Annotated in this window: 20 protein-coding genes and 1 tRNA gene; 6 read left to right on the forward strand and 15 right to left on the reverse strand. The window is 65.8% G+C overall.

Features of this window, described 5'->3' with window-relative positions; genetic code table 11:
• Positions 1 to 115: 115 nt before the first annotated feature.
• Positions 116 to 1,267 carry a DNA topoisomerase IB gene (locus HB681_RS11565; protein ID WP_256734918.1) on the forward strand — a complete coding sequence of 384 codons (1,152 nt, stop codon included), beginning with the start codon at positions 116 to 118 and terminating at the stop codon, positions 1,265 to 1,267.
• On the opposite strand, the gene HB681_RS11570 is transcribed toward HB681_RS11565, so the two are convergent.
• From HB681_RS11570 to HB681_RS11605, 8 genes are all read right to left on the reverse strand, one after another.
• Positions 1,213 to 1,893 carry a hypothetical protein gene (locus tag HB681_RS11570; protein ID WP_213954975.1) on the reverse strand — a complete coding sequence of 227 codons (681 nt, stop codon included), beginning with the start codon at positions 1,891 to 1,893 and terminating at the stop codon, positions 1,213 to 1,215. The genes HB681_RS11565 and HB681_RS11570 overlap by 55 nt on opposite strands.
• Complete coding sequence (locus tag HB681_RS11575; RefSeq protein WP_345944669.1) at positions 1,890 to 2,255, reverse strand: response regulator; 366 nt, start codon at positions 2,253 to 2,255, stop codon at positions 1,890 to 1,892. Before HB681_RS11575 ends, HB681_RS11570 begins: the two co-directional genes overlap by 4 nt.
• A 77-nt stretch (positions 2,256 to 2,332) precedes the next feature.
• On the reverse strand, positions 2,333 to 3,190 hold the full coding sequence (gene queF / locus HB681_RS11580; protein ID WP_213954977.1) for an NADPH-dependent 7-cyano-7-deazaguanine reductase QueF: 858 nt from the start codon (positions 3,188 to 3,190) through the stop codon (positions 2,333 to 2,335).
• On the reverse strand, positions 3,187 to 4,086 hold the full coding sequence (locus HB681_RS11585) for an alpha/beta fold hydrolase (protein WP_213954978.1): 900 nt from the start codon (positions 4,084 to 4,086) through the stop codon (positions 3,187 to 3,189). Before HB681_RS11585 ends, queF begins: the two co-directional genes overlap by 4 nt.
• Positions 4,087 to 4,097: 11 nt before the next feature.
• A complete protein-coding gene (locus HB681_RS11590) occupies positions 4,098 to 4,943 on the reverse strand; it encodes a 2OG-Fe(II) oxygenase (protein ID WP_213954979.1) in 846 nt (281 codons plus the stop codon).
• Entirely contained in the window at positions 4,940 to 5,725 is a 786-nt protein-coding gene (gene yaaA / locus HB681_RS11595; RefSeq protein ID WP_213954980.1) for a peroxide stress protein YaaA, read from the reverse strand. The genes HB681_RS11590 and yaaA overlap by 4 nt, the downstream gene beginning before the upstream one ends.
• Positions 5,726 to 5,878: 153 nt before the next feature.
• Entirely contained in the window at positions 5,879 to 11,842 is a 5,964-nt protein-coding gene (locus HB681_RS11600; protein WP_213954981.1) for an Ig-like domain-containing protein, read from the reverse strand.
• A gap of 128 nt (positions 11,843 to 11,970) precedes the next feature.
• Positions 11,971 to 13,533: a TolC family protein gene (locus HB681_RS11605; protein ID WP_213954982.1), complete on the reverse strand. Its 1,563-nt coding sequence runs from the start codon at positions 13,531 to 13,533 to the stop codon at positions 11,971 to 11,973.
• 609 nt (positions 13,534 to 14,142) lie between these two features.
• On the opposite strand from HB681_RS11605, the gene HB681_RS11610 reads away from it, so the two are divergent.
• A complete protein-coding gene (locus HB681_RS11610; RefSeq protein ID WP_213954983.1) occupies positions 14,143 to 17,028 on the forward strand; it encodes a valine--tRNA ligase in 2,886 nt (961 codons plus the stop codon).
• 257 nt (positions 17,029 to 17,285) lie between these two features.
• Complete coding sequence (galU, locus tag HB681_RS11615; RefSeq protein ID WP_213954984.1) at positions 17,286 to 18,173, forward strand: UTP--glucose-1-phosphate uridylyltransferase GalU; 888 nt, start codon at positions 17,286 to 17,288, stop codon at positions 18,171 to 18,173.
• A 39-nt stretch (positions 18,174 to 18,212) separates the two neighbouring features.
• On the opposite strand, the gene HB681_RS11620 is transcribed toward galU, so the two are convergent.
• The 4 genes from HB681_RS11620 to cysM all read right to left on the reverse strand — a co-directional run bounded on the left by HB681_RS11620 (position 18,213) and on the right by cysM (position 21,130).
• A complete protein-coding gene (locus HB681_RS11620; RefSeq protein WP_213954985.1) occupies positions 18,213 to 19,295 on the reverse strand; it encodes an SGNH/GDSL hydrolase family protein in 1,083 nt (360 codons plus the stop codon).
• A 69-nt stretch (positions 19,296 to 19,364) separates the two neighbouring features.
• Positions 19,365 to 19,592 carry a sulfurtransferase TusA family protein gene (locus tag HB681_RS11625; RefSeq protein WP_213954986.1) on the reverse strand — a complete coding sequence of 76 codons (228 nt, stop codon included), beginning with the start codon at positions 19,590 to 19,592 and terminating at the stop codon, positions 19,365 to 19,367.
• An 84-nt stretch (positions 19,593 to 19,676) separates the two neighbouring features.
• A complete protein-coding gene (locus HB681_RS11630; protein ID WP_213954987.1) occupies positions 19,677 to 20,222 on the reverse strand; it encodes an NUDIX hydrolase in 546 nt (181 codons plus the stop codon).
• A gap of 5 nt (positions 20,223 to 20,227) precedes the next feature.
• Positions 20,228 to 21,130: a cysteine synthase CysM gene (cysM, locus tag HB681_RS11635; protein ID WP_213954988.1), complete on the reverse strand. Its 903-nt coding sequence runs from the start codon at positions 21,128 to 21,130 to the stop codon at positions 20,228 to 20,230.
• A gap of 43 nt (positions 21,131 to 21,173) precedes the next feature.
• Between cysM and HB681_RS11640 the strand changes: the two genes are divergently transcribed.
• A tRNA-Leu gene (locus tag HB681_RS11640) sits at positions 21,174 to 21,258 on the forward strand.
• 27 nt (positions 21,259 to 21,285) lie between these two features.
• Here HB681_RS11640 and HB681_RS11645 read toward each other — a convergent pair.
• Positions 21,286 to 22,221: an SDR family oxidoreductase gene (locus HB681_RS11645; RefSeq protein ID WP_213954989.1), complete on the reverse strand. Its 936-nt coding sequence runs from the start codon at positions 22,219 to 22,221 to the stop codon at positions 21,286 to 21,288.
• Positions 22,222 to 22,256: 35 nt separating this feature from the next.
• On the opposite strand from HB681_RS11645, the gene HB681_RS11650 reads away from it, so the two are divergent.
• Positions 22,257 to 23,321, forward strand: a complete 1,065-nt coding sequence (locus tag HB681_RS11650) for a CDP-6-deoxy-delta-3,4-glucoseen reductase (RefSeq protein ID WP_213954990.1) — start codon at positions 22,257 to 22,259, stop codon at positions 23,319 to 23,321.
• Positions 23,322 to 23,452: 131 nt separating this feature from the next.
• Entirely contained in the window at positions 23,453 to 24,424 is a 972-nt protein-coding gene (locus HB681_RS11655; RefSeq protein ID WP_213954991.1) for a tripartite tricarboxylate transporter substrate binding protein, read from the forward strand.
• A gap of 52 nt (positions 24,425 to 24,476) precedes the next feature.
• On the opposite strand, the gene HB681_RS11660 is transcribed toward HB681_RS11655, so the two are convergent.
• Together HB681_RS11660 and HB681_RS11665 are read right to left on the reverse strand one after the other, a co-directional pair.
• Positions 24,477 to 25,241, reverse strand: coding sequence for an ABC transporter ATP-binding protein (locus HB681_RS11660; RefSeq protein WP_213954992.1), 765 nt, complete (start codon positions 25,239 to 25,241; stop codon positions 24,477 to 24,479).
• A 1-nt stretch (position 25,242) separates the two neighbouring features.
• A complete protein-coding gene (locus tag HB681_RS11665; RefSeq protein ID WP_213954993.1) occupies positions 25,243 to 26,013 on the reverse strand; it encodes an ABC transporter ATP-binding protein in 771 nt (256 codons plus the stop codon).
• Positions 26,014 to 26,031 lie beyond the last annotated feature (18 nt).

The raw sequence follows: 26,031 nt of genomic DNA on the forward strand, positions 1-26,031 counted from the left end.
CGCTCCCGTGAACTTCTTGATTCGGAAACGGCACGAACCGGTAACTTTTTCCCTTTACCACGTTTCATGCCGACGTCTTCATGACGCCGGAAAAAGTATCGCCGAGCAATGTGACATGCAGCGCCAACCTAGACTTCAGATAGCCGATGGTCTGAGCCTGATCTACGTCAGGCCGGACATGCCGGGCTTCAGTCGGGTGAAGACCGGTACCACATTCCGCTACAGGGATACGAATGGCGAATGGCTCAGCGACGCAAAGGAGATTGCGCGCATCCGCCAACTCGCCATTCCGCCGGCGTACGAGCGCGTATGGATCTGCCCGTTGGCCAATGGGCACCTGCAAGCGACCGGCCAGGACGCGCGCGGACGCACGCAATACCGCTATCACGCTGGCTGGCGCGCGCTGAAGGACCAGACCAAGTTCGACCGGCTCGAGGCTTTCGGCCAGGCGCTGCCGCGCATCCGCGCCCGCGTCGCGCGCGACCTGCAACCGGGCCGCGGTGCGCCACTGAAGCGCACGCTGGTGCTCGCCACGCTCGTGCGCCTGCTCGACACCACCTTCGTGCGCGTGGGCAACGAGGAGTACGCCAGCAGCAACGGCTCCTTCGGGCTGACCACCCTGCGCAATCGCCACGCCCAGGTGCGTGGGAGTGCCTTGATGCTGCGTTTCCGCGGCAAGAGCGGCGTGATGCATGAGGCGAGGGTCGACGACCCGCGCGTGGCGAACGTGGTGCGGCGTTGCCAGCAACTGCCCGGGCAGGAACTGTTCCAGTACCAGGACGAAGACGGCGCCCCCCACACCCTCTCGTCCACCGACGTGAACGACTACCTGCGCGAAGCCGCGCCTGGCGGCCCATTCACGGCCAAGGATTTCCGCACCTGGCATGGCACCGTGCAGGCGCTGGAACTTACGCGGCTGGCCTGCAACGCGCCGTCGTGCGGCACGCCAGGCGGCACGCGCCCGGGCATCAAGGACATCCTGGCCGCGGTGGCCGCGCGACTCGGCAACACGCCGGCGGTCTGCAGGAAAGCGTACGTCCATCCGGCGGTGCTGGCGCTGGGCAGCAGTCTCGCGGCCGATGCCGACGCGATGACCGATATCTGGAAGGAGATCGCGGGCCGCGCGTCCGGCGCACGCCGGCTGCTGGCCGCGGAGACCCGGCTGCTGACGTTCCTGCGGCTGCAGCGACGCCGCGCGTCACGCAACGCGCGTCAGGCTGCCCCGAAATCGAGGACCAAAGTCGAGTCGTCGCGCGTCACGGCGTAGCCGAGGTCGTCCGCCAGGCTCTGCAAGGCGATCGCGTCGATGGCCAGTGCGCGCGGCGCGCGGTGTGCGTCCGCGCTGTCTCGCGGTGCGCTGTCCTGGTCGTGCGTGACGGCAGTCAGGCGCAGCGCACGCGCGCCCTCTGGCGCGATGCGGACAGCGCCAAGGCCCTGGATGCTGTCGTGCAGATGTCCCATGCCGCCCAGCAGCAGGTAGCGCAAGGCTGCCGATTGCGGCCAATGGGTCTCGCCTTCCACAGGCGCCAGCGCGGGGTCGACATCGAGCGAAATGCCCTGCATCTCGTAGGCCGCGCGCATCAGCGAGACACACTGCGCCACCAGCGCCGATCGCGTGATGCCCTCGTCGGCGGTGGCCAGTTCCCAGTCGCGCAGCGAGCGAACGCCGGCAACGAGGGCGCCGACCTGGCTTTCCACCAGTTCAACACGCTGGGCGCAGGTCGAAGCGTCGATCGGGTCCGCCGCGACTTGGCGCTTGAGCATCAGCAGACCCATGCGGATCACCGACACCGGCGCCACCATGTCGTGGCGCAACGCCGGCAGTGCGCGCGTCAGCAACTCGTGCCGAACGCCCGCCGCGATCCAGCTCCTGGCACTCGGCGAAGCCTTCATGCAGAAGCGCGCACGCGCGGCGCCGCGAGGATGCGGTCGAGCGCGTCGAAATCGATCGGCTTCTGCAAATAGTGGTCGAACAGGTCGCGTGCCTTGGCGCCGGTAGCGTCTTGCTCGGAGTAGCCGGAAATCGCCACCAGCAGCACGGGTTGTCCGCCGCTGGTGCTGCGCAGGTGGCGAGCGACTTCGCTGCCTGGAAGGTCTGGCAAGGAAAGGTCGATGAGCGCTGCGTCGAACTGCTCCGACGCCGATGCATCGAGCGCCTGCCGCGCGTTGTAGCAGCAGCGGGCGGTGTGGTCCTGCAACAAGAGCAATTCCTGCAACAGGTCGGCCGCAGACTCGTTGTCGTCAACGATCAACACGTTCAAGGCGCCCTCCGGGGAAATTGTCGAAGCGGTGAGTATGGTCCCGGCCGCGCGCCCTGGCTGTAGGAGCGTGCCTACTGTCGCGCGGTGCGTACGTTGGCTGGCAGCGCCTGCGGCCAGCTGGTACGGAACGGATTGATGTCCAGTCCGCCGCGTCGCGTGTAGCGGGCATACACGGCCAGCTTGGTCGGTTTGCAGCGTTGCAGGATGTCGTTGAAGATGCGCTCGGCGCAGGGCTCGTGGAACTCGTTGTGGTTGCGGAAGCTCACGATGTAGGCCAGCAGGCCGGCTTGGTCGATGGGCGGGCCGCTGTAGCGGATCTGCACGCTGCCCCAGTCGGGCTGGCCGGTGACCAGGCAGTTGCTCTTGAGCAGGCGGCTGGTCAGCGTCTCGTTGACGTGCACTTCGTCCTGGTCGGCATGCAGCAGCTCGGGTGCGGGCTGGTAGTGCGTGCATTCGATGTCGAGCCGGTCAAGGTTGAGGCCGTCCATCTCGTGCACTTGCTCCTGGTCGAAGGCATCGGGCAGCACCAGCCGCACCCCGATGCCGCCGCTGCGGTCGCTGCCGCGCCAGGTGGCTTCGGACAGGTCGGCGCGCAGCCGGTCGCGCACCGCGTCGGCGCTCGCGAACACGGTGCTGTTGAAGCTGTTGAGGTAGAGCTTGAACGACTTGCTCTCGACGATGTTGGGCGTCTCGCACGGGATCGTGAAGTGCACGATGGCCAGTTGCGGCTTGCCGCGCGCGTTGAGCCAGCTCATCTCGAAACCGGTCCAGAGGTCGGCGCCGAAGAAGGGCAATGCGCCTTCGCGGATGCCCATGGCCTCGCGCTGGGTTGCACGCGCAATGGGGAACAGCAGGCTCGCGTCGTACTGGTCGACATAGGCCGAGCGACGGCCGAGCTGCGATTCTTCAGGCGTGTTCGAGAGGCTCATGCGGCGTGGTCCTTGAGGAAGGGCACGATGTGCTCCAGCAGGATGGCGCTCACCTGTGGCGGCAGGTCGTGCCCCATGCCCGGAATCGGCACGAAACGCGCACCCGGAATGCGACGGGCCGAGTCCTGGCCGCATGCCATGGGCACCAGCTTGTCGGCGTCGCCATGCAGCACCAGCGTCGGGCTCTTGATCTTCGACAGCACCGTGGGCCGGTCGCTGTCCGCGCCGATCGCGAGCATCTGGCGCACCACGCCGTCGGGACGGTAGGCGCGCCGGATGCCGGTGCGCACGCGCGTGGCCAATGCGACGGGTTCATAGGGGTACGCCGGGCTCGCGATGAGCTTGATGAAGCCGACGCTGAAGTCGACCAGCGCGTCTTCGTCGTGGCTCCTCGGGCGGCGCATCAGGCCGCTGGCGATCTGTGGATGCGGGCCGGGCAGCCCGCGCGCGCCGCTCGAACTCATGATGCTGGTCAGGCTCAGCACGCGATCCGGCGCGGTGGCGGCGACGCGTTGCGCGATCATGCCGCCCATCGAGGCGCCGATCACATGCGCGCGCTGCACACCCAGCGCATCGAGCACGCCGAGCGCGTCGTTGGCCATGTCCTGCAGCGTGTAGACCGAGTGCACACGCAGGCCGATGCGCTGGCGCAGCGTCTGCCACACCAGGCTGCGCTTGCCCTTGTGCTCGAAGCCTTCGCTCAGGCCGATGTCGCGGTTGTCGTAGCGCACTACCCGAAAACCCGCGTCCACGAGCGGCTGCACGAAGTCGGGCGGCCAGCCGATCAACTGCATGCCCAGGCCCATGATGAGCAGCACCACCGGGCGGTCGCCCTGGCTGCCGTCGGCCCCGCTGTCGTCGACTTCGATCTGGATTCCGTTTGCCTTGAGTTTCATGAGGTGCCTGTTTACTTGAATTCGCGTTCGCGCAGCCATTTGGTCGCCACCCATTTCTCGCCGGCGAGAACAGGTGCGCCGCCATGGAGCGTCTTGGTGGCCGGGTCGGGCCGGTCGTAGCTGAAGAACACGCCGGTGCCGCGCACCGGCCCCACTTCCAGGCCGACGTCGGGGAAGGTGGTCGCCCCGCCCTGCTCCGGCGACTGCAAGTACATGACCAGCGTCGCCACGCGCTGTCCGCCGCGCTTGAGGATGACCGGCGTGCCGGGCTCGACCGGGTCGAAGTAGTCGTAGTGCGGGCGGTACTGCGCGCCGGGGCTGTAGCGCAGGATCTGCAGGCCCTCGCCGAACTCGATCGGCCAGCGCAACAGGGCCGCGAGGCGCGACTCCAGCCGCGCGACGATGGCGTTTTCCCCGCGCTCGAAGAACATGCCGTCGCTGGTGCGATCGATGTTGAGGACTTCGCCACCGGTCTTGGTCTCGACCGTGAGCGAGCGTGCCAGCCGTTCGCGCGCGGCGGCGATCAGGCCCTCGCATTCGTCGTCCGACAGCAGGTTGCCGAACACGATCACGCGCGGGTTCTGCAGGGTCTGCAGCACCTGCACCTTGCGGCCATCGGCATCGATCTCCAAAGGTGCGTTGCTCAGGTCGGGCCCCGGCATCTCGCGCGGGGGCGCCGGGGCCACGCCCGCGCCGGTTGCCAGCGGGCCGAGTTCGGCCAGCGCGGCGCTGGCCACGTCGTCGTGCCAGCCGGCATCGCGCATCGAGGTCTTCAATGCGGGTATCGAATGGCCCGCGGCCAGTTGCGACACGATCCAGGCGCGCAGCTCCGGACTCACTGCCTGTGCTCCGCTCATTGCGTCTTCCTCCGAAAAACGAGTCTGTCGGGCTTCGACGCAGCGGCATCGAAGCGATAGCCCTCCAGGTCGAATTTCTCGAGTGCACGGGGCGTCGTGGCCTGGTGCAGGATGGCCCATCGTGCCATGAGGCCGCGCGCCCGCTTGGCGAAGAAGCTGATGACTTTGTAACGGTCGCCCTTCCATTGCTCGAACACGCATTCGACGATGCGGGCCTTCAGCGCCTTGCGGTCGACCGACCGGAAGTACTCGTTCGACGCCAGGTTGACGACCACCGGCGTGCGGTCGGCCGCGGCGCGCTTGTTGAGGTAGTCCGAGATGCGGCTGCCCCAGAAGTCGTAGAGGTTGTTGCCGTGGCGGTTGGGCAGCGGCGTGCCCATTTCCAGGCGATAGGGCTGCAGCCGGTCGAGCGGCCGCAGCACGCCGTAGAGGCCGCTGAGGATCACGATGTGTTGCTGGGCCCAGTCGAGTTGCGCGGGCTCGAGGGTCTTGGCGTCGAGGCCGCCGTAGACATCGCCATCGAAGGCCAGCGCCGCCTGCTTCGCGTTCCTGGCGGTGCTTCGCTGTGCCCAGGCGGCGTAGCGGCCGACGTTGAGCGCGGAAAGGTTGTCCGACAGGTGCATCAACTCGGCGATCTGCTGCGGTGATTTTTCGCGCAGCAGCGTGATCAGTTCGGATGACGGCCCCTTGGGACCTTCGAACACGGGCTTGGTGGCGGGCAGGTCGGCCGGGACGGGGGTTTCGTAGTCCAGGGACTTGGCGGGCGACAACAGGAAAAGCATCGAGGAATTATCGGGCGGGGCTGCGGAGGCTTATTTCGGGCAAAAAAATACCCGCCGATCGCGCCGTGTGCAGGCGGGCGATCGGCGGGCCAGGGCCGGGTGGTCCAGCCTTGCTTGCAGTCGTTGCTTCTTGTTGTGTTGTTGTCCCTGCGATCAGCCCAGCAGAGCCATCAGCTCGGCATCGACCGAAGCCGGGGCCTTGCTGGCGTGGCCGAGCTGGTCCGCGAAGGTCATCGAAGCCGTCTTGCCGGCGGCCTTGCCCGACTTGCCGGACTTGTCTTTCGTCGATTCGCCGACCTTGCGCATTTCCACCGCGTTCGAATCGATCTCGATCACGTGCGTCTGGGACTGGCCGCTGGCGCGCGCCACCTTGATGCGCAAGGTGAGCACTTCGGCACCGACCGGGCGGTCGATCGCGATGTGGCCGTGGCCGTCGACGCGAATCCAGCTCGGCAGCGCCTTGCCGTCGGCCAGCGTGGCGCTCACGCTCTGGATGGCGGAGTGGCCCGGCGCGGCGAGGTCGCTCACGTCGATCCAGGTCTGCTGGCCGTGCGAGACCAGTTCCAGATGCACGTCTCCGTCCAAGCGCAGCGAGGTGATCGAGCGCGGTTCGACGCTGAAGCCATCGACGGCATTGAGCTGCGTGTGCAGCGTGTTGTCGCTGGCGACATGGCTGACGACGTTGCTGCCTTCGACCGCGCCCAACACGCGCTGCGTGCTCTCGACCGAACTGCCGTGCAGCGAATCCACGCCGTTGACGGCTTGCAGCACCACACCGCGGGCATTAAGTTCCTGCGTGCCGTTCAGGCTTTGCACGCCATTGACGGCATCGACCACCGCACCTTCGACATCCAGGCGCGGTGCGCCTGTCAGCGATTCGAAGGTACCGTCGGCGTTGCGCCATTCGCCCGTGTGGCGGCCGAACAGGTCGTCCGACGGCTCGTACACGAAGGGATAGTCGTGGCGGGCCATGTCGTCGGCCTGCAGGACATGCAGCGTCAGCGTTGCGTTGACCAGGCCGCCCTTGCCGTCGCTCACGGTGTAGACCACCGACAGGTCGCCGCTGTAGTTGCGGTTCGGCGTGAAGCTGTAGCTGCCGTCGGCGTTGATGTTCAAGGTGCCGACGCCGGGGATCTCCACCGGCTTGCCGGCCTCGATCGGGCCCGGCACGCCGGGAACGGTGAACTCCTTGATGGTCAGCGCGTCGCCGTCGACGTCTCGATCGTTGGCCAGCAGGCCATCCTTGGGACCGGCCACGATCGGGTGATCGTTCGTGCCCGTCATTTTTTCGCCGATGACCACCGGCGCGTCGTTCACCGAAGTCACCGTGATGCTGACGTGGCCAGTGTTCTTTCCACCCGACGCGTCGGACACTTCGTAGTTGAAGCCGACCGGGCCGTTGTAGTCGGGCGCCGGGACGAATGTGATCGTGCCGTCGTTGCCGATGTGCACCATGCCGTTCGGCACAGCGATGTCCTGCGCGCCACCGGTGAGCGGCGTGCCGTTGATCGAGGTGATCTTGAGCGCGTCGCCGTCCGCGTCGGTGTCGTTACCGAGCAGGTCGAGCACGACGGGTGTGTCTTCCAGGGTCGTGACCGCGTCGTCGTTGGCGACGGGCGCGTCGTTGACTGGCGTGACAGCCAGGGTCAGCTCGCCCATCGCTTCGCCGCCGTTGCCATCCGTCACCGTGTAGTGGACGCCGGGCACCGGGCCGTTGTAGTCGGGCGCGGGGGTGAAGGTGTAGCCGCCATCGGGATTGATGACGAGCACGCCCACGCCGGGGATGTTCGCGGGCTGGCCGGCCAGGATCGGGCCTGGCACGCCGTCAACCGTGAAGTCCTTGATGGCGAGCGTGTCGCCATCGGGATCGGTGACATTGCTCAGCAGGCCATTCTCCGGCGTGACCACCAGCGGCGTGTCTTCGGTGACGATGGCAGTGCCGTCGTCCGACGCGCCCGGCTTCGGCTGGCCGGGGTTGCCCGGGTTGCCTTCGCCAGGGTTGCCGGGGTTGCCGGGCTTGCCCGACGGGCCATTGATGACGGGCGCGTCGTTCACCGGCGTGACCGCGATGTTCACGGTGCCCGTGCCCTTGGCTCCAGACGGATCGCTCGCCTCGTAAGTGAAGCTGACCGGACCGTTGTAGTCGCGGTTCGGCGTGAAGCTGATCGTGCCGTCGATGGCGACGTTGACCTTGCCGTTCGGCACGTCGATGGTCTGCGCGCCACCAGTCAGCGGCGTGCCGTTGATCGAGGTGATCTTCAATGTGTCACCGTCGACATCGGTGTCGTTGGTGAGCAGGTCGAGCACGAGCGGCGTGTCTTCCTTGACCGTCAGCGTGTCGTCCCCGGCCACCGGGGCATCGTTGACCGCCGTCACCTTCAGGGTGAGTTCGCCCGTGGAGTCGCCACCCTTGCCGTCGGTGATCGTGCAATTGACCTTGGGCACCGGGCCGTTGTAGTCGGTCGCCGGGGTGAAGGTGTAGCCGCCATCGGGATTGATGACGAGCACGCCAACGCCGGGGATGTTCGCGGGCTGGCCGGCCAGGATCGGACCCGCCACGCCGGTGACCGTGAAGTCCCGGATGCTCAGCGTGTCGCCATCCGGGTCGGTGACGTTAGAGAGCAGGCCGTCGTTCGGCTTGACCACCAGGGGCGTGTCTTCGGTGGCGGTGTTGCTTGCCTTGATCGGGGCGCTCGGGTCGCCGGGCGTGCCGTCGGGGTTCTTGACGACAGGCGCGTCGTTCACCGGGGTGATCGTCAGCGTCAGGTCGCTCGTGGATTCGCCGCCCTTGGCCTTCAGGTCGGTCAGCGCGATCGCGGTGTCTTCCTTCGTGACGAAGGTGTCGTCCGTCGCCACCGGCGCGTCGTTCGACGGCTTCATGCCGACCTGGACATTGCCCGTGCTCTCGGCGCCCGAGGTGTCGGCAACCACATAGGTAAAGTTCACCCAACCCGTGACATCCTTGCCCGGCACGAAGACGATCGTGCCGTCCACAGCCACGTTGACCTTGCCGTTGGTCACGTCGATGCTCTGCGCGATGCCGGGCGTGAGCGGCACGCCATTGATCGACACGATGTGCAGCGCGTCGCCATCCGGGTCGGTGTCGTTGGCCAGCGGGTTGATCGTCACCGGCACGTCCTCCTCGGTGAAGTACACGTCTTTCTTTGCCACCGGCGGATCGTTCACCGGCGTCACGTCGACCGCGACATGGCCTGTGGCCCTGGCGTCCGAAGTGTCGGCCACGACGTAGTCGAAGCCGGCCGTGCCGTTGTAGTTCGCGTTCGGCACGAAGGTGAGCGTGCCGTCGATGGCAACGTTGACCTTGCCGTTCGGAACATCGATCGATTGCGCAGTGCCGGGAGTGATGTCCACACCATTGATCGAGACCAGGTGCAGCGTGTCGCCGTCGACATCGGTGTCGTTGCCGATCAGGCTCACGACGACCGGCTTGTCCTCCTGGGTCGAGAAGCTGTCATTCATCGCCACCGGCGGATCGTTCGCCGGCGTGACCGTGATGTTCACGGTGCCCGTGTCGGTCTTGCCGCTGGTGTCCTGCACCACGTAGTCGAAGGTTGCGGAGCCGTTGTAGTTGGCATCCGGCACGAAGCTCATGCTGCCGTCGGCCGCGATCTTGACGGCGCCATGGGGCACAGCGATGGTCTGCGCGCCGCCTGTCAGGGCCGAGCCATTGATCGAGTTGATCTTGAGCGCGTCACCATCGGGGTCGGTGTCGTTGGCCGTCAGGTTCAGGGCGAGCGGCGTGTCTTCGTTCGTGCCGAGCACGTCGTCCGTCGCCATTGGCGGATTGGCCACCTGGCGCATCGCCACGCGGTCGATCAGGTAGTCGTTGGTGGAACCGGTGTTGGGCGTGACGCGGAAGGCCAGGACGTAATTGCCGGTGGTGGGCAGCGTGAAGGTGCCGCTGAAGGTGCGGAACACCTGGCCGTCCGGGGAAGTGCCGCCGCTGGGCAGGCCGGAGATCATGCCTTGGGCCAATACCGGGCCGAAGGTCTTGGTGTCGACGTTGTACATCGACACCTCGTAGCCGTCCATGCCTCCGTGGGTGAAGCGGTCGGCCAGGTCGAAGGTGTATTCGTACTTCGCCGCAGCCAGCGGCTGCTCGAACTTGTAGTAGACGGCCTCGGTCGTGGTATTCAACTCATTGACCACGCTTTGCATGCTGCCGGCAGGGCTGGCACCCACGCCAGGGTTCAGTTCAGCGAACAGGCCGCCCGTCTGGTCCGACTCCCAGCCGCGGGTGCCGTTGCCGTAGCCGTAGGCGTCCCACACGTTGCCCGCCTTGCCGGGCAGCGCACCTGTATACCAACCTGATGCCGTCGAGCCCGAGAAGTTGCCGTTCTTGATGAGGTTGGGGCCGTTCTGGTCACGGTCGAGAATGCCGTCGCCGTTGTCGTCCAGGTCGGTCTTGTTGCCGATGCCGTCGCCGTCCGAATCGAGGTCGACCGAGACCTTGGCGACCACGGTGTTCGACAGGTTCGTGCCGTCCGAGGCCTGCAGGAAGAAGGAGCGGTCGCCCAGGTGGGCGTTGAGTCCGGCCGCGTTCGAATACGTGATCGAGCGGATCAGCGCCGTCATGTCCGCGGGCGGGATCACCGCGCTGCCGCCCGCCGCGTTGGTGATGGTGAACTTGCCGGCAGCGGTCGGGTGGACCAGGAAGGTGGTGCCGCCAACGGTGACGGTGACGTCGGCCGTGGAGCCCAGCGGCACCTTGGCGCCGCCGATAGTCAGCGCTTCGCTGGTGCCGTCGAGCACGCCGCCCGAGGTGATCGTCAGGGACTTGAAGGACGTGACCGAGCCGACCAGGGAAGCCGAGGCGTCCGCCGCGTCTGCCAGGTTCACGCTCTTGAGGGTCGTGCCTGCCAGGTAGATGGATTCGTTGTTGGCATTGTTGGCCCCGCCCCGCGAGTTGTTCGGGTCCAGGTTCAGGCGCGGGTCATTGGGGGCGGCATCCACCCGGAACTGCAGGAAGGAAGCGGCCATCCCGGCCGAGGACATGTTGGGAGCCGACTCGTACACGTTGAATTGAGCGTTCACGAAGCCGGTGAAGCCTGCGGCGGGCGTCAACCTGACGCCACCGTTGGCGCCGGCGAGCAATGCGTTGACTGCCGCGGCCGAGCCTTCGATCCGCAGCGCATTGGTGCCGCTCCCGGTCACGGTGACGCCAGGCGCGCCAGCGCTGTCCATCGTGCCGTCTGACAATGGCTGAATCAGCACCATGAGGTTGTCGTTCGCCATGCCGGGGGTGACCGACAGGCCGGTCAGCATCTGCGATCCGCTGTCCTGGTGGATGGGCACGCTCGTGCCCCCGCCTTTGATGACAGGAGTCGCCAGCAGGTGATCCCAGTCGGCAGCGCGCACCGAAGCCGCTTCGATGGAGCCGACTCTGTCCTCGAGGTCCCAGTCCCCGCCCAGGCGCTCGGCGCCCGTCGGGTCGGTGGAGGCTGCCACGTCGGCGCCGGTGATGTCGGCCAGCAATTCGGCGGCGTGCTCGCCGCTGTCGCCTGCGGCAAAGTCGCAACCGTAGATCAGGATGTCGCCGTCGGCCGAGAGGCTCTTGCCGATGGCGGCCAGTTCGTCGCGGTATTCGCCCTGCATGCTGGCCGCGTTGATCACGGCCGTGCCCAGGTGCAGTTCGCCGGCGCTGCCGTGGCTGAGGATCTGGATCGAGGAGATGTCGGTGCGGCCTTGCAGCACTTGCGCCATCTCGTGCACACCGTCCTGGCCCGCCTCGATGAAGTGCACTTCGGCGTTGGGGCCCAGGTCCTTCACGAGGGTGTCGACGTCGGGCAGCGTGTGGTCGATGAAATAGACGTTCGCCGCAGCGGGTTCGCTTGCGCGCGGCGCGCTGTTGCCGGCTTCTACGGGTGCAGCCGCGACGTTGGCGTGCTCCAGCGCCTGCATCAGTTCAGCATTCGCCGCATCAGGCGCGTGCGCCGACGCGGCCTGCGCGTGGTCAGTCGCCTGGGCCGCAGTCGCAGCCGCTGCGGCGTCCAGCAGGACGCGGGACTCGAGGGCTTGCAGGCGAAGCTGCGGCGCGGCCTTCAGGGCCTTGGACGAGGAGGTTCCGCGCTTCTGATGACGTGATGTTTTGGACATGATGACTTACTGGCTGAACTGAAACTGACGGGGCTGGGAGGTGTTCAAGGCCGGGCGTCCCGATGGCGGGGGGCCCGACGCTGTGGATGCCTGTGGTCTGGGGATGCGACGCTCGACGCGCGCCAGACTCAGGACTTCGAAGGCGAGGCGGCCGTGGCCACTGCGTCCTGGCGCTTGGCCCACATGCCGCGCAGCCTGCCGGCCAGTTCGTTGACTGGTTGCGTGGTGCTCATGTCCTTGTCCACCGGGTCGATGCCCAGTGACGAGTACACGTTGGCGTAGGCGTTCTGCAGGTCTGCAAGGGCCATGTCGTAGCGCACTTCCGACACGAGCGTGTTCATCTGCTCGCGGATCAACGTCTGGCGGCTGAGCTTGTCGGCCTTGAAGCCCGCGTCGATCTGCTTCTCGATCTTTTCCTGCACGCCGTAGTAGCGGCTGGCCGTGTCGAGCTCGCGGATGCGGAATTCATAGCGCGCTCGCGCCACCTCGACCTGCGTGCCCACCGCCATCGTCAGGGCGAGTGCGCGCTGGTCCAGCAACTGGCCCTGCGCCTTCACCTTGGCTTGCGCCGCCGGCAGGCTGAACACGTTCAGCAGGTTCCAGCTGGCTCGTGCGCCGAAGCCCAGCCAGTTGGCGTTGTAGAGGAAGCTGTTGCTGCTGGCGTCCAGGCCCGCGAAGACGCGCAGGCTCGGCAAGGCACGCAGGTAGGCCGCCGTCTCCTCACGGTCGTTGTTGCGCAGCTGGTAGGCCACTTCGCGCAGTTCCGGACGGTTCTCGATGGCCGTCTGCAGCATGTCCTTGCCGGGGAGGCTGAAGGGCTTCCACTGCAGGGTGCGCGTGGGCATGGCGACCTTGAATTGCGTGTCCGGGGGCAGGTTCATGAGTGCTGCGAGTTGCTGCTTGGCCACGCTCAGCTCACGCCCCAGGTTCTGCGCCTCGCGGCGGATGCTCAGCAGTTCGCGCTGGTAGGTCAGCGGCGCCAGCGGGGCGGACAGACCCGCCTTCTCCTGCTTCTCTGCTTGTTCGAGGGCAGACTTGGTGACGACCTCGAGTTCGTTGATCTTGCCCAGCAGGCGCTCGGCAGACACAGCGCGCCAGTAGGCGGTGCGCACGTCCTCGACGATGCGGTTGGCGACCTTGCGCTTGCGCTCTTCGGCGATGTTGACTTCATCGGCAGCCTGCTTGGCACGCACATAGGACAGGCCGAAGTCCAGCACGTCCCAGCTCAGCGTCAGGTCGCTGGCGAGCACGTTGCGGTCCGAGGAGGTCGAGGGCTCCAGCGAGGTGCGCCCGGTGCTGATCGAGCGGCTGATGCCGCCGGAATCGTTGTTGCGCCCGGCGTAGTCCAGCGAGACCACCGCCTTGGGCAGCATGTCGTAGCTCTTGAGGTCGAGCTCGCGCTGGCTCAGCGCCACGGTCATGAGTTCGACGCGCGAGTCGAGGTTGTACTTGAGGGCACGCGCCATGGCTTCGTACAGGTCGATGGCGCCGACGACGGGCTCCTGGTCGGCGGCCACGCGCTGGATCAGGTCCGTGGCGCGGTCCTTGTTCTGCCGGGCCTCGAAGGGCTGCGGGGCGACCGCGCAACCGGTCAGCGCAATGCACAGCAACGCGGCGTGCGCCGGACGCTTGAGGACAGCCTTGCCCAGCCGGAGTGCGGGGGCGCCAAATTTTGCCTTTTGGGTGTTCATATGTTCAATCAACTCTGTGGTCCGACGAGCGACGCGTGCTGCGTTTTTGCCCGAAATATTGTTAAGTCCTCAAGTCTTGCACCGTCTTGACAATTGACCCGTCATTGACGGTTTCAATTAATTCAATTCGGTCAACTTTTCATCAATTGCCTTTGTCACTGCCTTGATCGTGAATTTTTTCCAAAGCAATTAATTCACGCTCCAATTCAGCTCTCGAAAGGATGGCAACCAACGCTTGAGCAAGCCATGGCGGGGGCGACTCCATACAATGAGGCTGTCGCATCCAACCCATCTATTAAAGAACATTCACTTGATAAACGATGTAGGAGGCTCCGACGGAATTCGCAAGACAATTCCCAAACGCCATGCAGAAACTTCCCACTTGCGCCCCCGTGCCCGCTCAATTGACAATTAATTCCGGAAAACCACCCGAATATCAATTCGCACAACGACGGCAGGACGAGCGCCACGCCCGTGCTGGCAGGCGCCACGCAGAAGGCGCGCGGCCCCGAGCGCCTGCTGCGTGGCGGCGTCGAATAAAATCGAGGCCCTTCTCCTACTGTCCCGAACGACTTCCACGCGAAGCGTTCGCGTTCCCCCTGCACCCCCATGAGCGACACCCTGCTTCAACCTGGCCTCGAGAGCCTGTCCAAGTCCTTTGAACCCGCCGCGCTCGAAGCGCACTGGGGCCCGGAGTGGGAGCGCCGCGGCTATGCCAAGGCCGGCTACCGCGGCACGCAGGCGCCGAAGGAAGGTGCCCCGGCCTTCGCCATCCAGTTGCCGCCGCCGAACGTCACCGGCACGCTGCACATGGGCCATGCGTTCAACCACACGATCATGGACAGCCTCACGCGCTACCACCGCATGAAGGGCGACAACACGGTCTGGGTGCCCGGCACCGACCACGCCGGCATCGCCACGCAGATCGTGGTCGAGCGCCAGTTGCAGGAGCAGAAACTCGACCGCCACGAACTCGGCCGCAAGAACTTCGTCGCGCGCGTGTGGGAATGGAAGGAACAATCCGGCAACACCATCACCGGCCAGATGCGCCGGCTGGGCGATACCGTCGACTGGAGCCGCGAGTACTTCACGATGGACGACAAGCTATCGAAGGTCGTCACCGACACCTTCGTCAAGCTCTATGAAGAAGGCCTGATCTACCGCGGCAAGCGCCTCGTCAACTGGGATCCGGTGCTGAAGACCGCTGTGAGCGATCTGGAAGTCGAGAGCGAGGAAGAGAACGGCTTCCTCTGGCACATCGCCTACCCGCTGGAAGACGGATCAGGTTCGCTGACGGTCGCGACCACGCGCCCCGAAACCATGCTCGGCGACACCGCCGTGATGGTCCACCCCGAAGACGAGCGCTACACGCGCCTCATCGGCAAGAACGTCAGGCTGCCGCTGGTCGACCGCCTCATCCCCGTGATCGCCGACGAGTACGTCGACAAGGCCTTCGGCACCGGCGTGGTCAAGGTCACGCCCGCGCACGACAACAACGACTACGCCGTCGGCCAGCGCCACAAGCTGCCGATGATCGGCGTGCTCACGCTGGACGCCACCATCAACGAGAACGCGCCCGAGAAGTACCGCGGCCTCGACCGCTTCGTCGCACGCAAGGCCATCGTGGCCGACCTCGAAGCCGTCGGCGCATTGGTCGACACGGTCAAGCACAAGCTGATGGTCCCGCGCTGCACGCGCACCGGCGCCGTCATCGAGCCGATGCTCACCGACCAATGGTTCGTCGCAATGAGCAAGCCTGACGCGAAGGGCCAATCCATTGCGCAGAAGGCGATCGACGCCGTGCAGTCCGGCGAAGTGCGCTTCGTGCCCGAGAACTGGGTCAACACCTACAACCAGTGGATGAACAACATCCAGGACTGGTGCATCAGCCGCCAGCTCTGGTGGGGCCACCAGATCCCCGCCTGGTACGACGAAGACGGTGCGGTCTACGTGGCGCGCAACGAAGCCGACGCACAAGCCAAGGCGCCGGGCAAGACGCTCACGCGCGACGAGGACGTACTCGACACATGGTACTCGTCGGCATTGGTGCCCTTCTCGACGATGGGCTGGCCCGACGACATCGGCGATTCGTCGACCGCCGACTACAACCTCTACCTGCCCTCGTCCGTGCTGGTGACGGGCTACGACATCATCTTCTTCTGGGTGGCCAGGATGATCATGATGACCAAGCATTTCACCGGCCGCGTGCCCTTCCGGGACGTCTACATCCACGGCGTGGTGCGGGATTCGCACGGTCACAAGATGAGCAAGTCCGAAGGCAACGTGCTCGACCCGGTCGACCTGATCGATGGCATTGCCTTGCCCGAGTTGCTCGACAAGCGCACCCAGGGCCTGCGCCGACCGGAGACCGCGCCGCAGGTTCGCAAGAACACGCAGAAGGAGTTCCCGGAGGGCATCCCGGCCTTCGGCGCCGACGCGATGCGCTTCACTTTCGCGTCGCTGGCTTCGCTCGGCCGCAGCATCAACTTCGACCCGAAGCGCTGCGAGGGCTATCGCAACTTCTGCAACAAGCTCTGGAACGCCACGCGCTTCGTGCTGATGAACTGCGAAGGCCAGGACTGCGGCCTGATGGAGCACACGAAAGAGGAATGCGCCGTCGGCGGCCCGGCCCACGGCTACCTGACCTTCAGCAAGGCCGACTTCTGGATCACCTCGCAGCTGCAACGCGTCGAGGCAACCGTCGCCAAGGGCTTCGAGGAATACCGTCTCGACAACGTCTCGACCGCCATCTACCAGTTCGCCTGGGACGAGTTCTGCGACTGGTATCTCGAGATCGCCAAGGTGCAGATCCAGAACGGTGACGATTCGCAGAAGCGCGCCACGCGCCGCACGCTCATTCGCGTTCTTGAAGCGCTGCTGCGCCTCGCGCATCCGATCGTCCCGTTCATCACGGAAGAGCTGTGGCAGAAGGTCGCGCCCGTCGCCGGACGCGGCGGTGAGTCGATCATGATTGCAGCCTACCCGCAATCGCAACCCGGGAAGATCGACGAAGCCGCAGAGGCCCACGTCGCCAAGCTCAAGCAGCTGGTGGACGCCTGCCGCACGCTGCGTGGCGAAATGAACGTCTCGCCCGCCACGCGCCTACCGCTCTACGCGGTGGCCGATAGCGAAGCCGATGCCAAGTTCATCCGCGACACCGCGCTGGTGCTGCAGGCGCTGGCCAAGCTCAAGGAAGTGAAGCTGTTCGAAGACGCGGCCGCCTGGTCCGCGGCCGCCGAATCGGCACCCGTCGCGGTCGCCGGCGACGTGCGTTTCTGCCTGCACATGGAGATCGACAAGGGCGCGGAAAAGGCACGCATCGGCAAGGAGACGATGCGGATCGAAGGCGAGATCGCGAAGGTGCACGGCAAGCTCGGCAACGAGGCCTTCGTCGCCAAGGCCCCGCCGGCGGTGATCGAGCAGGAGCGCAAGCGCCTGACCGATTTCAGCGCCATGCTGGCCAGGCTGCAGGACCAGCTCGCCCGGTTGGGATGAACGGGCGCGCTCGCAGCAGCGCGCCCAGTGCCAGGCCCGGGAACGGGAAGATGGCGGGGAGGAATACGCGTGCATTCAGGAACGCGCAGGCGCTTCCACGTGCCGCAATTCGGCGATGTCTCGCCTGATGGCTCTCCTCCGACTTTGTTCACATGTCCGAGCGGGCTAAGCACCTTGGCTGACAGGTTCCACGCCGCAAGGCCACTAATATCCAGCTCTTGCCGCTTGTGCACCTTTCTTCTTCATTCAAACACCTCATGTCTTCACCCTCCACCATTCGCAAAGCCGTATTCCCGGTCGCTGGCTTCGGCACCCGCTTCCTGCCCGCCACCAAGGCCCAGCCCAAGGAAATGCTGCCGGTGGTCGACAAGCCGCTGATCCAGTACGCCGTCGAGGAGGCCTATGCCGCAGGCATCCGGGACATGATCTTCGTGACCGGCCGCAACAAGCGCGCCATCGAAGACCACTACGACACCGCCTACGAGCTTGAAAGCCAGCTCGAGGCCAGCAAGAAGTTCGAGCTGTTGAACATTGCGCGCTCGGTCATGCCCGACGACATGACCTGCTCCTACGTGCGCCAGCCGCGCATGCTGGGCCTGGGCCACGCGGTGCTCTGCGCCGAGCACCTGGTCGGCAACGAGCCCTTCGCCGTGTTGCTGGCCGATGACCTGATGGTCGGCCCGTCGGGCGGCGAGCCGGTTCTCGCGCAGATGACGCGCGCTTTCGCAAGGCTGCAAAGTTCCTTGCTCGCGGTGCAGGAAGTGCCGCTCGACCAGGTCCGCCGCTACGGCATCGTGGCCGGCGACGCCGTCGAAGCCGGCCTGACCAAGATCACGCGCATGGTCGAGAAGCCCAAGCCCGAGGATGCGCCTTCGCGCCTTGGCGTGGCCGGCCGCTACATCCTCACACCGGCCGTGTTCGACGAAATCCGCAACCAGCCCACCGGCGCCGGCGGCGAGATCCAGTTGACCGACGGCATCGCTTCGCTGCTGAGGAAGGAATCGGTCTACGCCTACGCCTACCAAGGCACGCGCTACGACTGCGGCAGCAAGGAAGGCTTCCTGCAAGCCACCGTCGAACTGGCCCTGGCCCACCCCGAGGTCGGCAGCGAATTCCGCGCCTACCTCAAGAGCCTGGCGCTCTGACTGAAACGAGCTGGGCGACACGGCCCGGCGACCACCGCCTCAATGCGTGAGGAACTCGATGACTTCCTCGTCGCTGATCGGCGTCAGCTGCGCGCCGGTCAGTTCGCGCAGGCGCTCGACAAGGTGCTGCGCCCACAAGGTGTTCATCGCGGTGCCGGCATGCCCGTCGCCGAGCCACGCGTTCTCGGGTCCATCGCCCGCGGTGTTGGAGATTTGCAGGGGGCCGATCGCGACCGTGCGATAGGCAGGCTCGCCCCCGGGCCCGCGTTCACCCCAGAGCCGCCTGAACCAGGTGCCGAAATCGACATAGGCGACCCTGGCCGGATGGCGTGTCGCAATGCCGCGCAATGCGTCGTCGAAGTTTTTCAAGGCTTTGCCGATGTTGTCCCTCGCCGCGGCGCTGCGGTACTTGTCGAAGGTGCCGGGATCATCGGCGTCACTGGCGGCGCCCACCACCAGGATGCGCGTGTCCGGATGCGAGGCCAGAATCGTGTCGACCGCCCGCTCGATCTGTCCGCTGCAGTAATCGATGGTTGCACGAAGCTCGGGTGCGGCGGGATCGCTCGCCTGGAGATCCAGCAGCCGGTTCCAGTCGTTGGCGCCGACGTTGATCACCACGGCACCCCGGCGCCAGCGCTCGGGCTCCCGATCCATCAGCGCCACCAGCCGCGGAACCTGCCGATAACGCTGCCCGAGGCGGTCGCCCATGATGTTCTTGCAAGCCGCGCCGGTGTTGGCAAAGTTGTAGAGATAGTCTTCCTTCCTCGGTGCGCGCCCGCCCCCCAGGCCCATCTCGTCCCGCAACCAGGCGGCAATGCCGTTGCGCCCCCAGCGCACCCACGGACCCAGGTCGATTTCCGATCCGCGCATGCGCGCAAGCACCTCGGTCCACTGGAAGGTGCGCTCGCGCAGTGCGGCGTCGCGCAGGCCGCCACCTGGCGGAAAGGTGATCTGGTCCTGGTAGGAATGACTCCCCGAATCGCCGATCACCGCCAAGGGCATCGCCGACGTGATCGGCCGATGGCGTGCATCGTCAGGCAGGTTATCCGGCCACAGTACGGCGCCCGCGAGCAAGCCCACCATGCTCGTCACCAGCGCGATCAATATCAGCCTTGCAATCACCTCACAAGCCTCCCCAGGCAGTCTTAACCCATGCTGACCGGCGAAGGCCCGCGGGTTGAGCGGACGGACTCAGCGCCTTCGCAACACGTGAATGAAATCGTCGCCCTGCGTCTGCTGCTCCACCAGGTCATTGCCGGTCTGGCGGGAAAACGCCTGGAAGTCGCGCACCGAGCCGGCGTCGGTCGAAACGACCCTCAGCAACTGGCCGCTCGTGAGTTCGTTGAGCGCCTTCTTGGCCTTGAGGATCGGCAGGGGGCAGTTGAGGCCGCGGGTGTCGAGCTCTTTGTGGATGTGCATGCGAATCCTTGATCAGACCTGGATTCTAGGTTTTGTCGGCGCTGTTCGCTGTGTCGCGAGGCATGCCGCGGCACGCCGAACGACCTATGCAGCCGCAGCGGGATTCGCAGGCCTCGGCCATTCCACGAAGGTCGGTTCATGGCCGCGGGTGCGCAGCCAGTCCGCCAGCGCATAGCCGGTGCCGGCCGGCCAGCAGCGAAGGTCCGGCAGGTCGTAGAGCCGGTAGTCGACCAGTTCCGGCGACAGGCTCACTTCGCCGTCCGCTACCGCGTGGTAGGCGATGATGATCTGGTTCATGCGCTGGAAGTCGTAGACCCCGACCAGGTTGAGTTCGCTCGTATCGAGGTTGGTTTCCTCCTTGATCTCGCGCGCGATGCCTTCCTGCGGGGTTTCGCCGGCCTCCATGAAGCCGGTGATCAACGCGTACATCTTGTGCGGCCATGCGGCATTGCGCGCCAGCAGCACCTGGCCCCGGTACTCGATGATCGCCGCCAGCACCGGGGTCGGGTTGTTCCAGTGCGTGTGGCCACAGGCCGGGCAACGCAGGCGTGACTTCGGTCCGCCATCTTCATGGAGCGCGATCCATTCGAGTGGCGTGGCGCAGGCGGGGCAGAACTTGGGATCGGGCATGGTGTTCAGGCTGGAAAGACGCCGGTGGAAAGATAGCGGTCGCCCCGGTCGCAGACGACAAACACGATCGTCGCGTTTTGCACCGTCTTTGCAATCTCCAATGCGACCCAGAGCGCCCCGGCGGCGGAGATGCCGCCAAAGATGCCCTCTTCGCGCGCCAGGCGCCGGCACATCTCCTCGGCGCTGTCCTGGCTCACGTTGACGACCTGGTCGACACGGCTCGGGTCGTAGATCTTCGGCAGGTAGGCCTCCGGCCACTTGCGGATGCCCGGGATGCGCGAGCCCTCGTCGGGTTGCGCGCCGACGATCTGGATGGACGGATTCTTTTCCTTCAGGAAGCGCGAGACGCCGGTGATGGTGCCCGTCGTACCCATCGCGCTCACGAAGTGCGTGATGCGCCCGCCGGTGTCTTCCCAGATCTCGGGGCCGGTGGTTTCGTAGTGGATGCGCGGGTTGTCGGGGTTGGCGAACTGGTCGAGCACCCTGCCCTTGCCCTGCACCACCATGCGGTCGGCCAGGTCTCGGGCGTACTCCATGCCGCCGCTCTTGGGCGTGAGGATGAGTTCGGCGCCGAAGGCCTTCATGGTCTGCGCACGTTCCACGGAGAGGTCCTCCGGCATGATCAGCACCATGCGATAGCCCTTGATGGCCGCGGCCATCGCGAGCGCGATGCCGGTGTTGCCCGAGGTCGCCTCGATCAGCGTGTCGCCAGGCTTGATCTCGCCACGCTCCTCGGCGCGCTTGATCATCGACAACGCGGGCCGGTCCTTCACCGAGCCGGCGGGGTTGTTGCCTTCGAGCTTGCCAAGGATCACGTTGCCGCGTTTGTCGTTCTCGGCGGCATCGATGCGCCGCAATGCAACCAGCGGCGTCTTGCCGATCGCGTCTTCAATCGTCGGGTAATTCATGGGGAGTCACTGTGCCATAATTTCGGGCTGCACTTCTCCCGATGCCCGGGTGGTGAAATTGGTAGACGCAGGGGACTCAAAATCCCCCACCGAAAGGTGTGCCGGTTCGATTCCGGCCCCGGGCACCAGCCGATCCCAAGCGGTCCGCTGGCAACTCATCCAGACGCTCCCCCGCTTCGCAACCCGCTTTCCACTGTCGGATAGCGCAGTCGCACGCGCAGTTCGCGCTTCATGCGCGTGTTGTCCAGCCGCCGCGATTCGCCCATGAAACTCAGCAATTGCCCCGGCAACTGCTTCTGCGCGTCGTCGCGCGAAATCCGCGGCGGGCGCGCCATGCCGTAGAGGTCGGCCGCCAGGTCGACGTAATCGCCCATCCGGATGTCGCTGTCGTCGCTCACATGGAAGACACGCTGCGGACCGCCGCGCCACAGCGCCGCGACACAGGCCCGCGCGAGATCGTCGGCGTGAACATGGTTCGTGAAGACATCGTCCTCGCGCCGCAACACCGGCGTGCCCTTCTTCAGTCGTTCGCGCGGCGTGCCGCCTTCACGGTCGGGCGCATAGATGCCGGGAATGCGCAGCACGCGCACAGCGGGACCCAGGCGTCCGAACCAGCGCACGGCGCGTTCGGCATCGACGCGACGGTGCGCACGCGGGGTCCCGGGCCTCACCGCCCGCGCCTCGGTCACGCGCGCGCCGCCGCAATCGCCATAGACACCGCTGGTCGAACCGTAGACCAGCGCCGCGGGCAAGGAGCGCACCGCCAGTGCACGCACGAGCGCGGTGGTACGCGCATCGCGCCACCAGGGCGCGCCTTCCCGCACGGGTGGCGCGAGATGCAGCACGCGCGTAGCGATGCCCGCCAGGCGTCGCAGCGTGTCAGGCGCGTCGAGGTCGCCCGTGATCGGCCTCACGCCGGCATCGCGCAACAGCTGCAACCTGGCAGGCGAGGAAGTCAGCGCCATCACCTGCAAACGTCCTCTCATTTCACGCGCGGCGCGCAATCCGACATCGCCGCAACCGACGATCAAGACACGTTCGCGGCGGAAGCGCGCTGGCAGCGCGCCGAGGGGGCTCTGGTTTGAGGGCAAAATCCGGTTCCTTTTCGCGATTCCGAGAATACCCAATGACGAGCGCAGCCCCGCACGAGGCGGGCTTTCACATCACCGTCGAGCCCAGCGGTCGCCACTTCACGGCACACAGCGACGAAACGATCCTTTCGGCCGCGATACGCCTCGGCGTGGGCTTGCCTTATGGCTGCAAGGACGGCGCCTGTGGCTCGTGCAAATGCAAGAAGCTTTCGGGCGAGGTCACCCTCGACGCGCACCAGAGCAAGGCTCTGAGCGCCGAGGAAGAGCTCAAGGGCTACATCCTGACCTGCCGCGCCCACGCGAAGACCGACGTCGTGCTGGAGTCCCGCCAGGTCACCGAGGCCGGCGCGCATCCGATCCGCAAGATGCCGGCCCGCGTCTTGGCCCTGCAGAAGAAATCGCACGACGTGGTGCTGCTGCGACTTCAGTTGCCGGCCGGCGAGCCGCTTCAGTTCCATGCGGGGCAGTACGTCGAGTTCATCTTGCGCGATGGCGCGCGCCGCAGCTACTCGATGGCCAACGCACCGCACACCCTGGCCACGCCCGGAACCGGGCTCGAACTGCATATCCGCCACCTGCCCGGTGGCAAGTTCACCGACCACGTCTTCGGCGCCATGAAGGAGAAGGAGATCCTCCGCATCGAGGGGCCCTACGGCAGCTTCTTCCTGCGCGAGGATTCCCCCAAGCCGATCGTGCTGCTGGCCTCCGGCACTGGCTTCGCGCCGATCAAGGCGCTGCTCGAGCACATGAAGTTCAAGGGCGTCGATCGGCCGGCCACGCTCTACTGGGGCGGCCGCCGCCCCGAAGACCTCTACATGGACGACTGGGTGCGCGACCATCTGGCCGAGTTGCCGAACCTGCGCTATGTGCCGGTGGTGTCCAATGCCGTGCCCGAGGACAACTGGACCGGCCGCACCGGCTTCGTCCACCGCGCCGTGCTGGAAGACATCAAGGATCTCTCGGGCTATCAGGTCTACGCATGCGGCGCACCCATCGTGGTGGATTCGGCCAAGCATGACTATGTGGCAGAGGCCGGCTTGCCTGAGGAAGAGTTCTTTGCCGACGCATTTACCACCGAAGCCGACAAGGCCCTCCCCTAGAAGTGGTGAATAAACCTACTGCGCGACCCGATCTCGCGCCTGCGGTGCTCACCGTACGTGAGTGCGGTTCCGCTCCTCGACGCGACCTCGGGTCGCTCGCTACGGTTTCTTCGCCACTTCTGCCGCCGCTTATGAAAACCAGACAGATTCTTCTTTCGACATTTGCCGCCTTCGCTTTGCTCGGCGGCGGGCACGCCTTGGCGCAGCAGAAGCCGATACGGCTGATCGTCCCTTACGCGGCGGGTGGTCCCATCGACGTCACGGCGCGTGCGCTCGCGGAGCGCGTGCACGATTCGCTGGGCACGGTGATCATCGACAACAAGCCGGGCGCGGGCGGCAACATCGGGGCCGACATGGTTGCCAAGGCGGCGCCGGACGGATTGACGATCGGCATTGCGGCCACCGCCACCAACGCAGTCAATCCGTGGCTCTACAAGAAGATGCCGTTCAACGCGGCGACCGACTTCGCGCCCATCACGCAGATGGTCCGCGTGCCCAATGTGCTCGTGATGAACGCGCAAACAGCCGAGCGCCTGAACATCCACAACCTGCCCGAGCTGATCGCCTACGCGAAGAAGAATCCCGGCAAGCTCAACTACGGCAGCGGCGGCAACGGCAGCGCCGGCCACCTGGCAGGCGAAATGTTCAAGAAGGAAGCCGGCATCTTCGCGCTGCACATCCCGTACAACGGCGGCAATCCGGCGCAGCTTGCGCTGCTGTCGGGCCAGGTGGATTTCAACTTCGACAACCTCGCCACCGCCGCGCCGAACATCCGATCCGGCAAGCTGAAGGCGATTGCCGTGACCACCGTGCAGCGCAACGCCGCGCTGCCGGACGTGCCGCCCATGGCCGACACGCTCAAGGGATTTTCGATCGACACCTGGTGGGGCCTGGTCGCACCCGCGGGCACGCCACGCGAGGTGGTCATGAAGCTGAATCAGGCCTTCGTGGCCGCACTCAACGCGCCGGAGACCAAGACCCGTTTCGCAGTCCTGCTGGCAGAGCCGGTGCCCACCACGCCTGAACAGTTCGGCGCTTTCATGAAGAGCGAACTCGGCAAGTACGAAAAGGTCGTCAAGGCCACCGGCGCCCAAGTCGACTGACCAGAAGGCGTGAGGAGCGGCACGAAGTGCCGCAGAACCTGGTGACGAGCCTCTATTCCCCGAGGTACGCCGCGCGAACCTTGGGGTCGGTCAGCATGACCCGCGCGTTGCCGTTCATCGAGATCACGCCCGACTCCATCACATAGCCCCAGTCGGCCAGTTGCAAGGCGCGGTTCGCGTTCTGTTCCACCAGCATGATGGTCACGCCTTGCGCCGCCACCGTCTGCACCACCTCGAAGATCTTGTCGCACATGATCGGCGACAGGCCCATGGTCGGCTCGTCCAGCAGCAGGACCTTGGGTCGCGCCATCAGCGCGCGGCCCATGGCCAGCATCTGCTGCTCGCCGCCGGACATCGTGCCCGACAGTTGATCCTTGCGTTCACGCAGGCGCGGGAAGGTCACGAAGACCTGCTCCATGTCCTCGGCAATGGCCGCCTTGTCGCTGCGCAGGTAGGCGCCGATCTGCAGGTTCTCGGTGATCGTCATGCGCGTGAACACGCCACGGCCTTCCGGCACCATGACCAGGCCTTCGCCCACCAGGTCCCACGCGCCACGGCCCTTGATGCTGCGGCCGAGGAATTCGATCTCGCCGGCCACGGCAGGCTGCGTGCCGGTGACGGCCTTCATGGTGGTCGTCTTGCCGGCGCCGTTGGAGCCGATCAACGAGACCAGCTCTCCTTCGCGCACTTCGAAATCCACGCCCTTGACGGCCTGGATCCCGCCATAGGCCACCTTCAGGCCCTTGACCTGCAGCAGTACCTTGCCGGTGCTGCGAGCGGGGGTGGCCGTCGGCGCTGTCATTTCTGCGGTCGTCATCTCAATGCCCTCCGGTGCCGAGGTAAGCCTCGATCACCTTTTCATTCTTCTGCACGTCGGCGGGTACGCCTTCTGCAATCTGCTTGCCGTAGTCGAGCACCGTGAGGCGGTCGCACAGGCCCATGACGAGCTTCACGTCGTGCTCGATGATCAGCACCGTGCGGTTGTCGGCGCGGATGCGGCTGATCAATTCGCGCAGCTGCAGCTTCTCGGTCTGGTTCATGCCCGCGGCCGGCTCGTCCAGCGCGATGAGCTGCGGGTCGGTGGCCAGCGCGCGCGCAATCTCGAGGCGGCGCTGGTCGCCGTAGCTCAGCGTGCGCGCCTTGAAGTCGGCGTACTTGCCCACGCCCACATAGTCGAGCAGTTCCTGCGCGCGCTTCTTGATCGCGGCCTCCTCGGCCTTGAACGCACCCGTGCGCAGGATCGCGCCGACCACACCCGAATGCGTGCGGATGTGGCGCCCGACCATGACGTTCTCGAGCGCCGTCATGTCCTGGAAGAGGCGGATGTTCTGGAACGTGCGCGCGATGCCAGCCTTGGCAACCTCGTGCACCGCCGTCGGACGGTAGGGCTTGCCGGCCAGTTCGAAGGTGCCGCTGTCGGGCGTGTAGAGCCCGGTGATGACGTTGAAGAAGGTGGTCTTGCCGGCGCCGTTCGGCCCGATCAGGCCATACACCTGGCCGCGCTTGATGGTGATGCCGACGTCCGAAAGCGCCTGCAGGCCGCCGAAGCGCTTGGAGATGCCGCGGACATCGAGGATGGTGTCTGTCATAAGTGTTTTCTCGTGCCG

It is taken from the genome of Variovorax sp. dw_954 (assembly GCF_018449755.1).
Classification (GTDB): Bacteria; Pseudomonadota; Gammaproteobacteria; order Burkholderiales; family Burkholderiaceae_C; genus Variovorax.

What these genes read in the sequence shown, in the direction of transcription:
- HB681_RS11625 (WP_213954986.1), bottom strand. Translation starts at nt 19,592, where the DNA reads ATGCACATCCACAAAGAGCTCGACACCCGCGGCCTCAACTGCCCCCTG.
- HB681_RS11665 (WP_213954993.1), bottom strand. Translation starts at nt 26,013, where the DNA reads ATGACAGACACCATCCTCGATGTCCGCGGCATCTCCAAGCGCTTCGGC.
- cysM (WP_213954988.1), bottom strand. Translation starts at nt 21,130, where the DNA reads ATGAATTACCCGACGATTGAAGACGCGATCGGCAAGACGCCGCTGGTT.
- HB681_RS11650 (WP_213954990.1), top strand. Translation starts at nt 22,257, where the DNA reads ATGACGAGCGCAGCCCCGCACGAGGCGGGCTTTCACATCACCGTCGAG.
- queF (WP_213954977.1), bottom strand. Translation starts at nt 3,190, where the DNA reads ATGAGCCTCTCGAACACGCCTGAAGAATCGCAGCTCGGCCGTCGCTCG.
- HB681_RS11605 (WP_213954982.1), bottom strand. Translation starts at nt 13,533, where the DNA reads ATGAACACCCAAAAGGCAAAATTTGGCGCCCCCGCACTCCGGCTGGGC.
- HB681_RS11570 (WP_213954975.1), bottom strand. Translation starts at nt 1,893, where the DNA reads ATGAAGGCTTCGCCGAGTGCCAGGAGCTGGATCGCGGCGGGCGTTCGG.
- HB681_RS11655 (WP_213954991.1), top strand. Translation starts at nt 23,453, where the DNA reads ATGAAAACCAGACAGATTCTTCTTTCGACATTTGCCGCCTTCGCTTTG.
- HB681_RS11660 (WP_213954992.1), bottom strand. Translation starts at nt 25,241, where the DNA reads ATGACGACCGCAGAAATGACAGCGCCGACGGCCACCCCCGCTCGCAGC.
- HB681_RS11630 (WP_213954987.1), bottom strand. Translation starts at nt 20,222, where the DNA reads ATGCCCGATCCCAAGTTCTGCCCCGCCTGCGCCACGCCACTCGAATGG.
- HB681_RS11600 (WP_213954981.1), bottom strand. Translation starts at nt 11,842, where the DNA reads ATGTCCAAAACATCACGTCATCAGAAGCGCGGAACCTCCTCGTCCAAG.
- galU (WP_213954984.1), top strand. Translation starts at nt 17,286, where the DNA reads ATGTCTTCACCCTCCACCATTCGCAAAGCCGTATTCCCGGTCGCTGGC.
- HB681_RS11590 (WP_213954979.1), bottom strand. Translation starts at nt 4,943, where the DNA reads ATGAGCGGAGCACAGGCAGTGAGTCCGGAGCTGCGCGCCTGGATCGTG.
- yaaA (WP_213954980.1), bottom strand. Translation starts at nt 5,725, where the DNA reads ATGCTTTTCCTGTTGTCGCCCGCCAAGTCCCTGGACTACGAAACCCCC.
- HB681_RS11585 (WP_213954978.1), bottom strand. Translation starts at nt 4,086, where the DNA reads ATGAAACTCAAGGCAAACGGAATCCAGATCGAAGTCGACGACAGCGGG.
- HB681_RS11610 (WP_213954983.1), top strand. Translation starts at nt 14,143, where the DNA reads ATGAGCGACACCCTGCTTCAACCTGGCCTCGAGAGCCTGTCCAAGTCC.
- HB681_RS11565 (WP_256734918.1), top strand. Translation starts at nt 116, where the DNA reads ATGCAGCGCCAACCTAGACTTCAGATAGCCGATGGTCTGAGCCTGATC.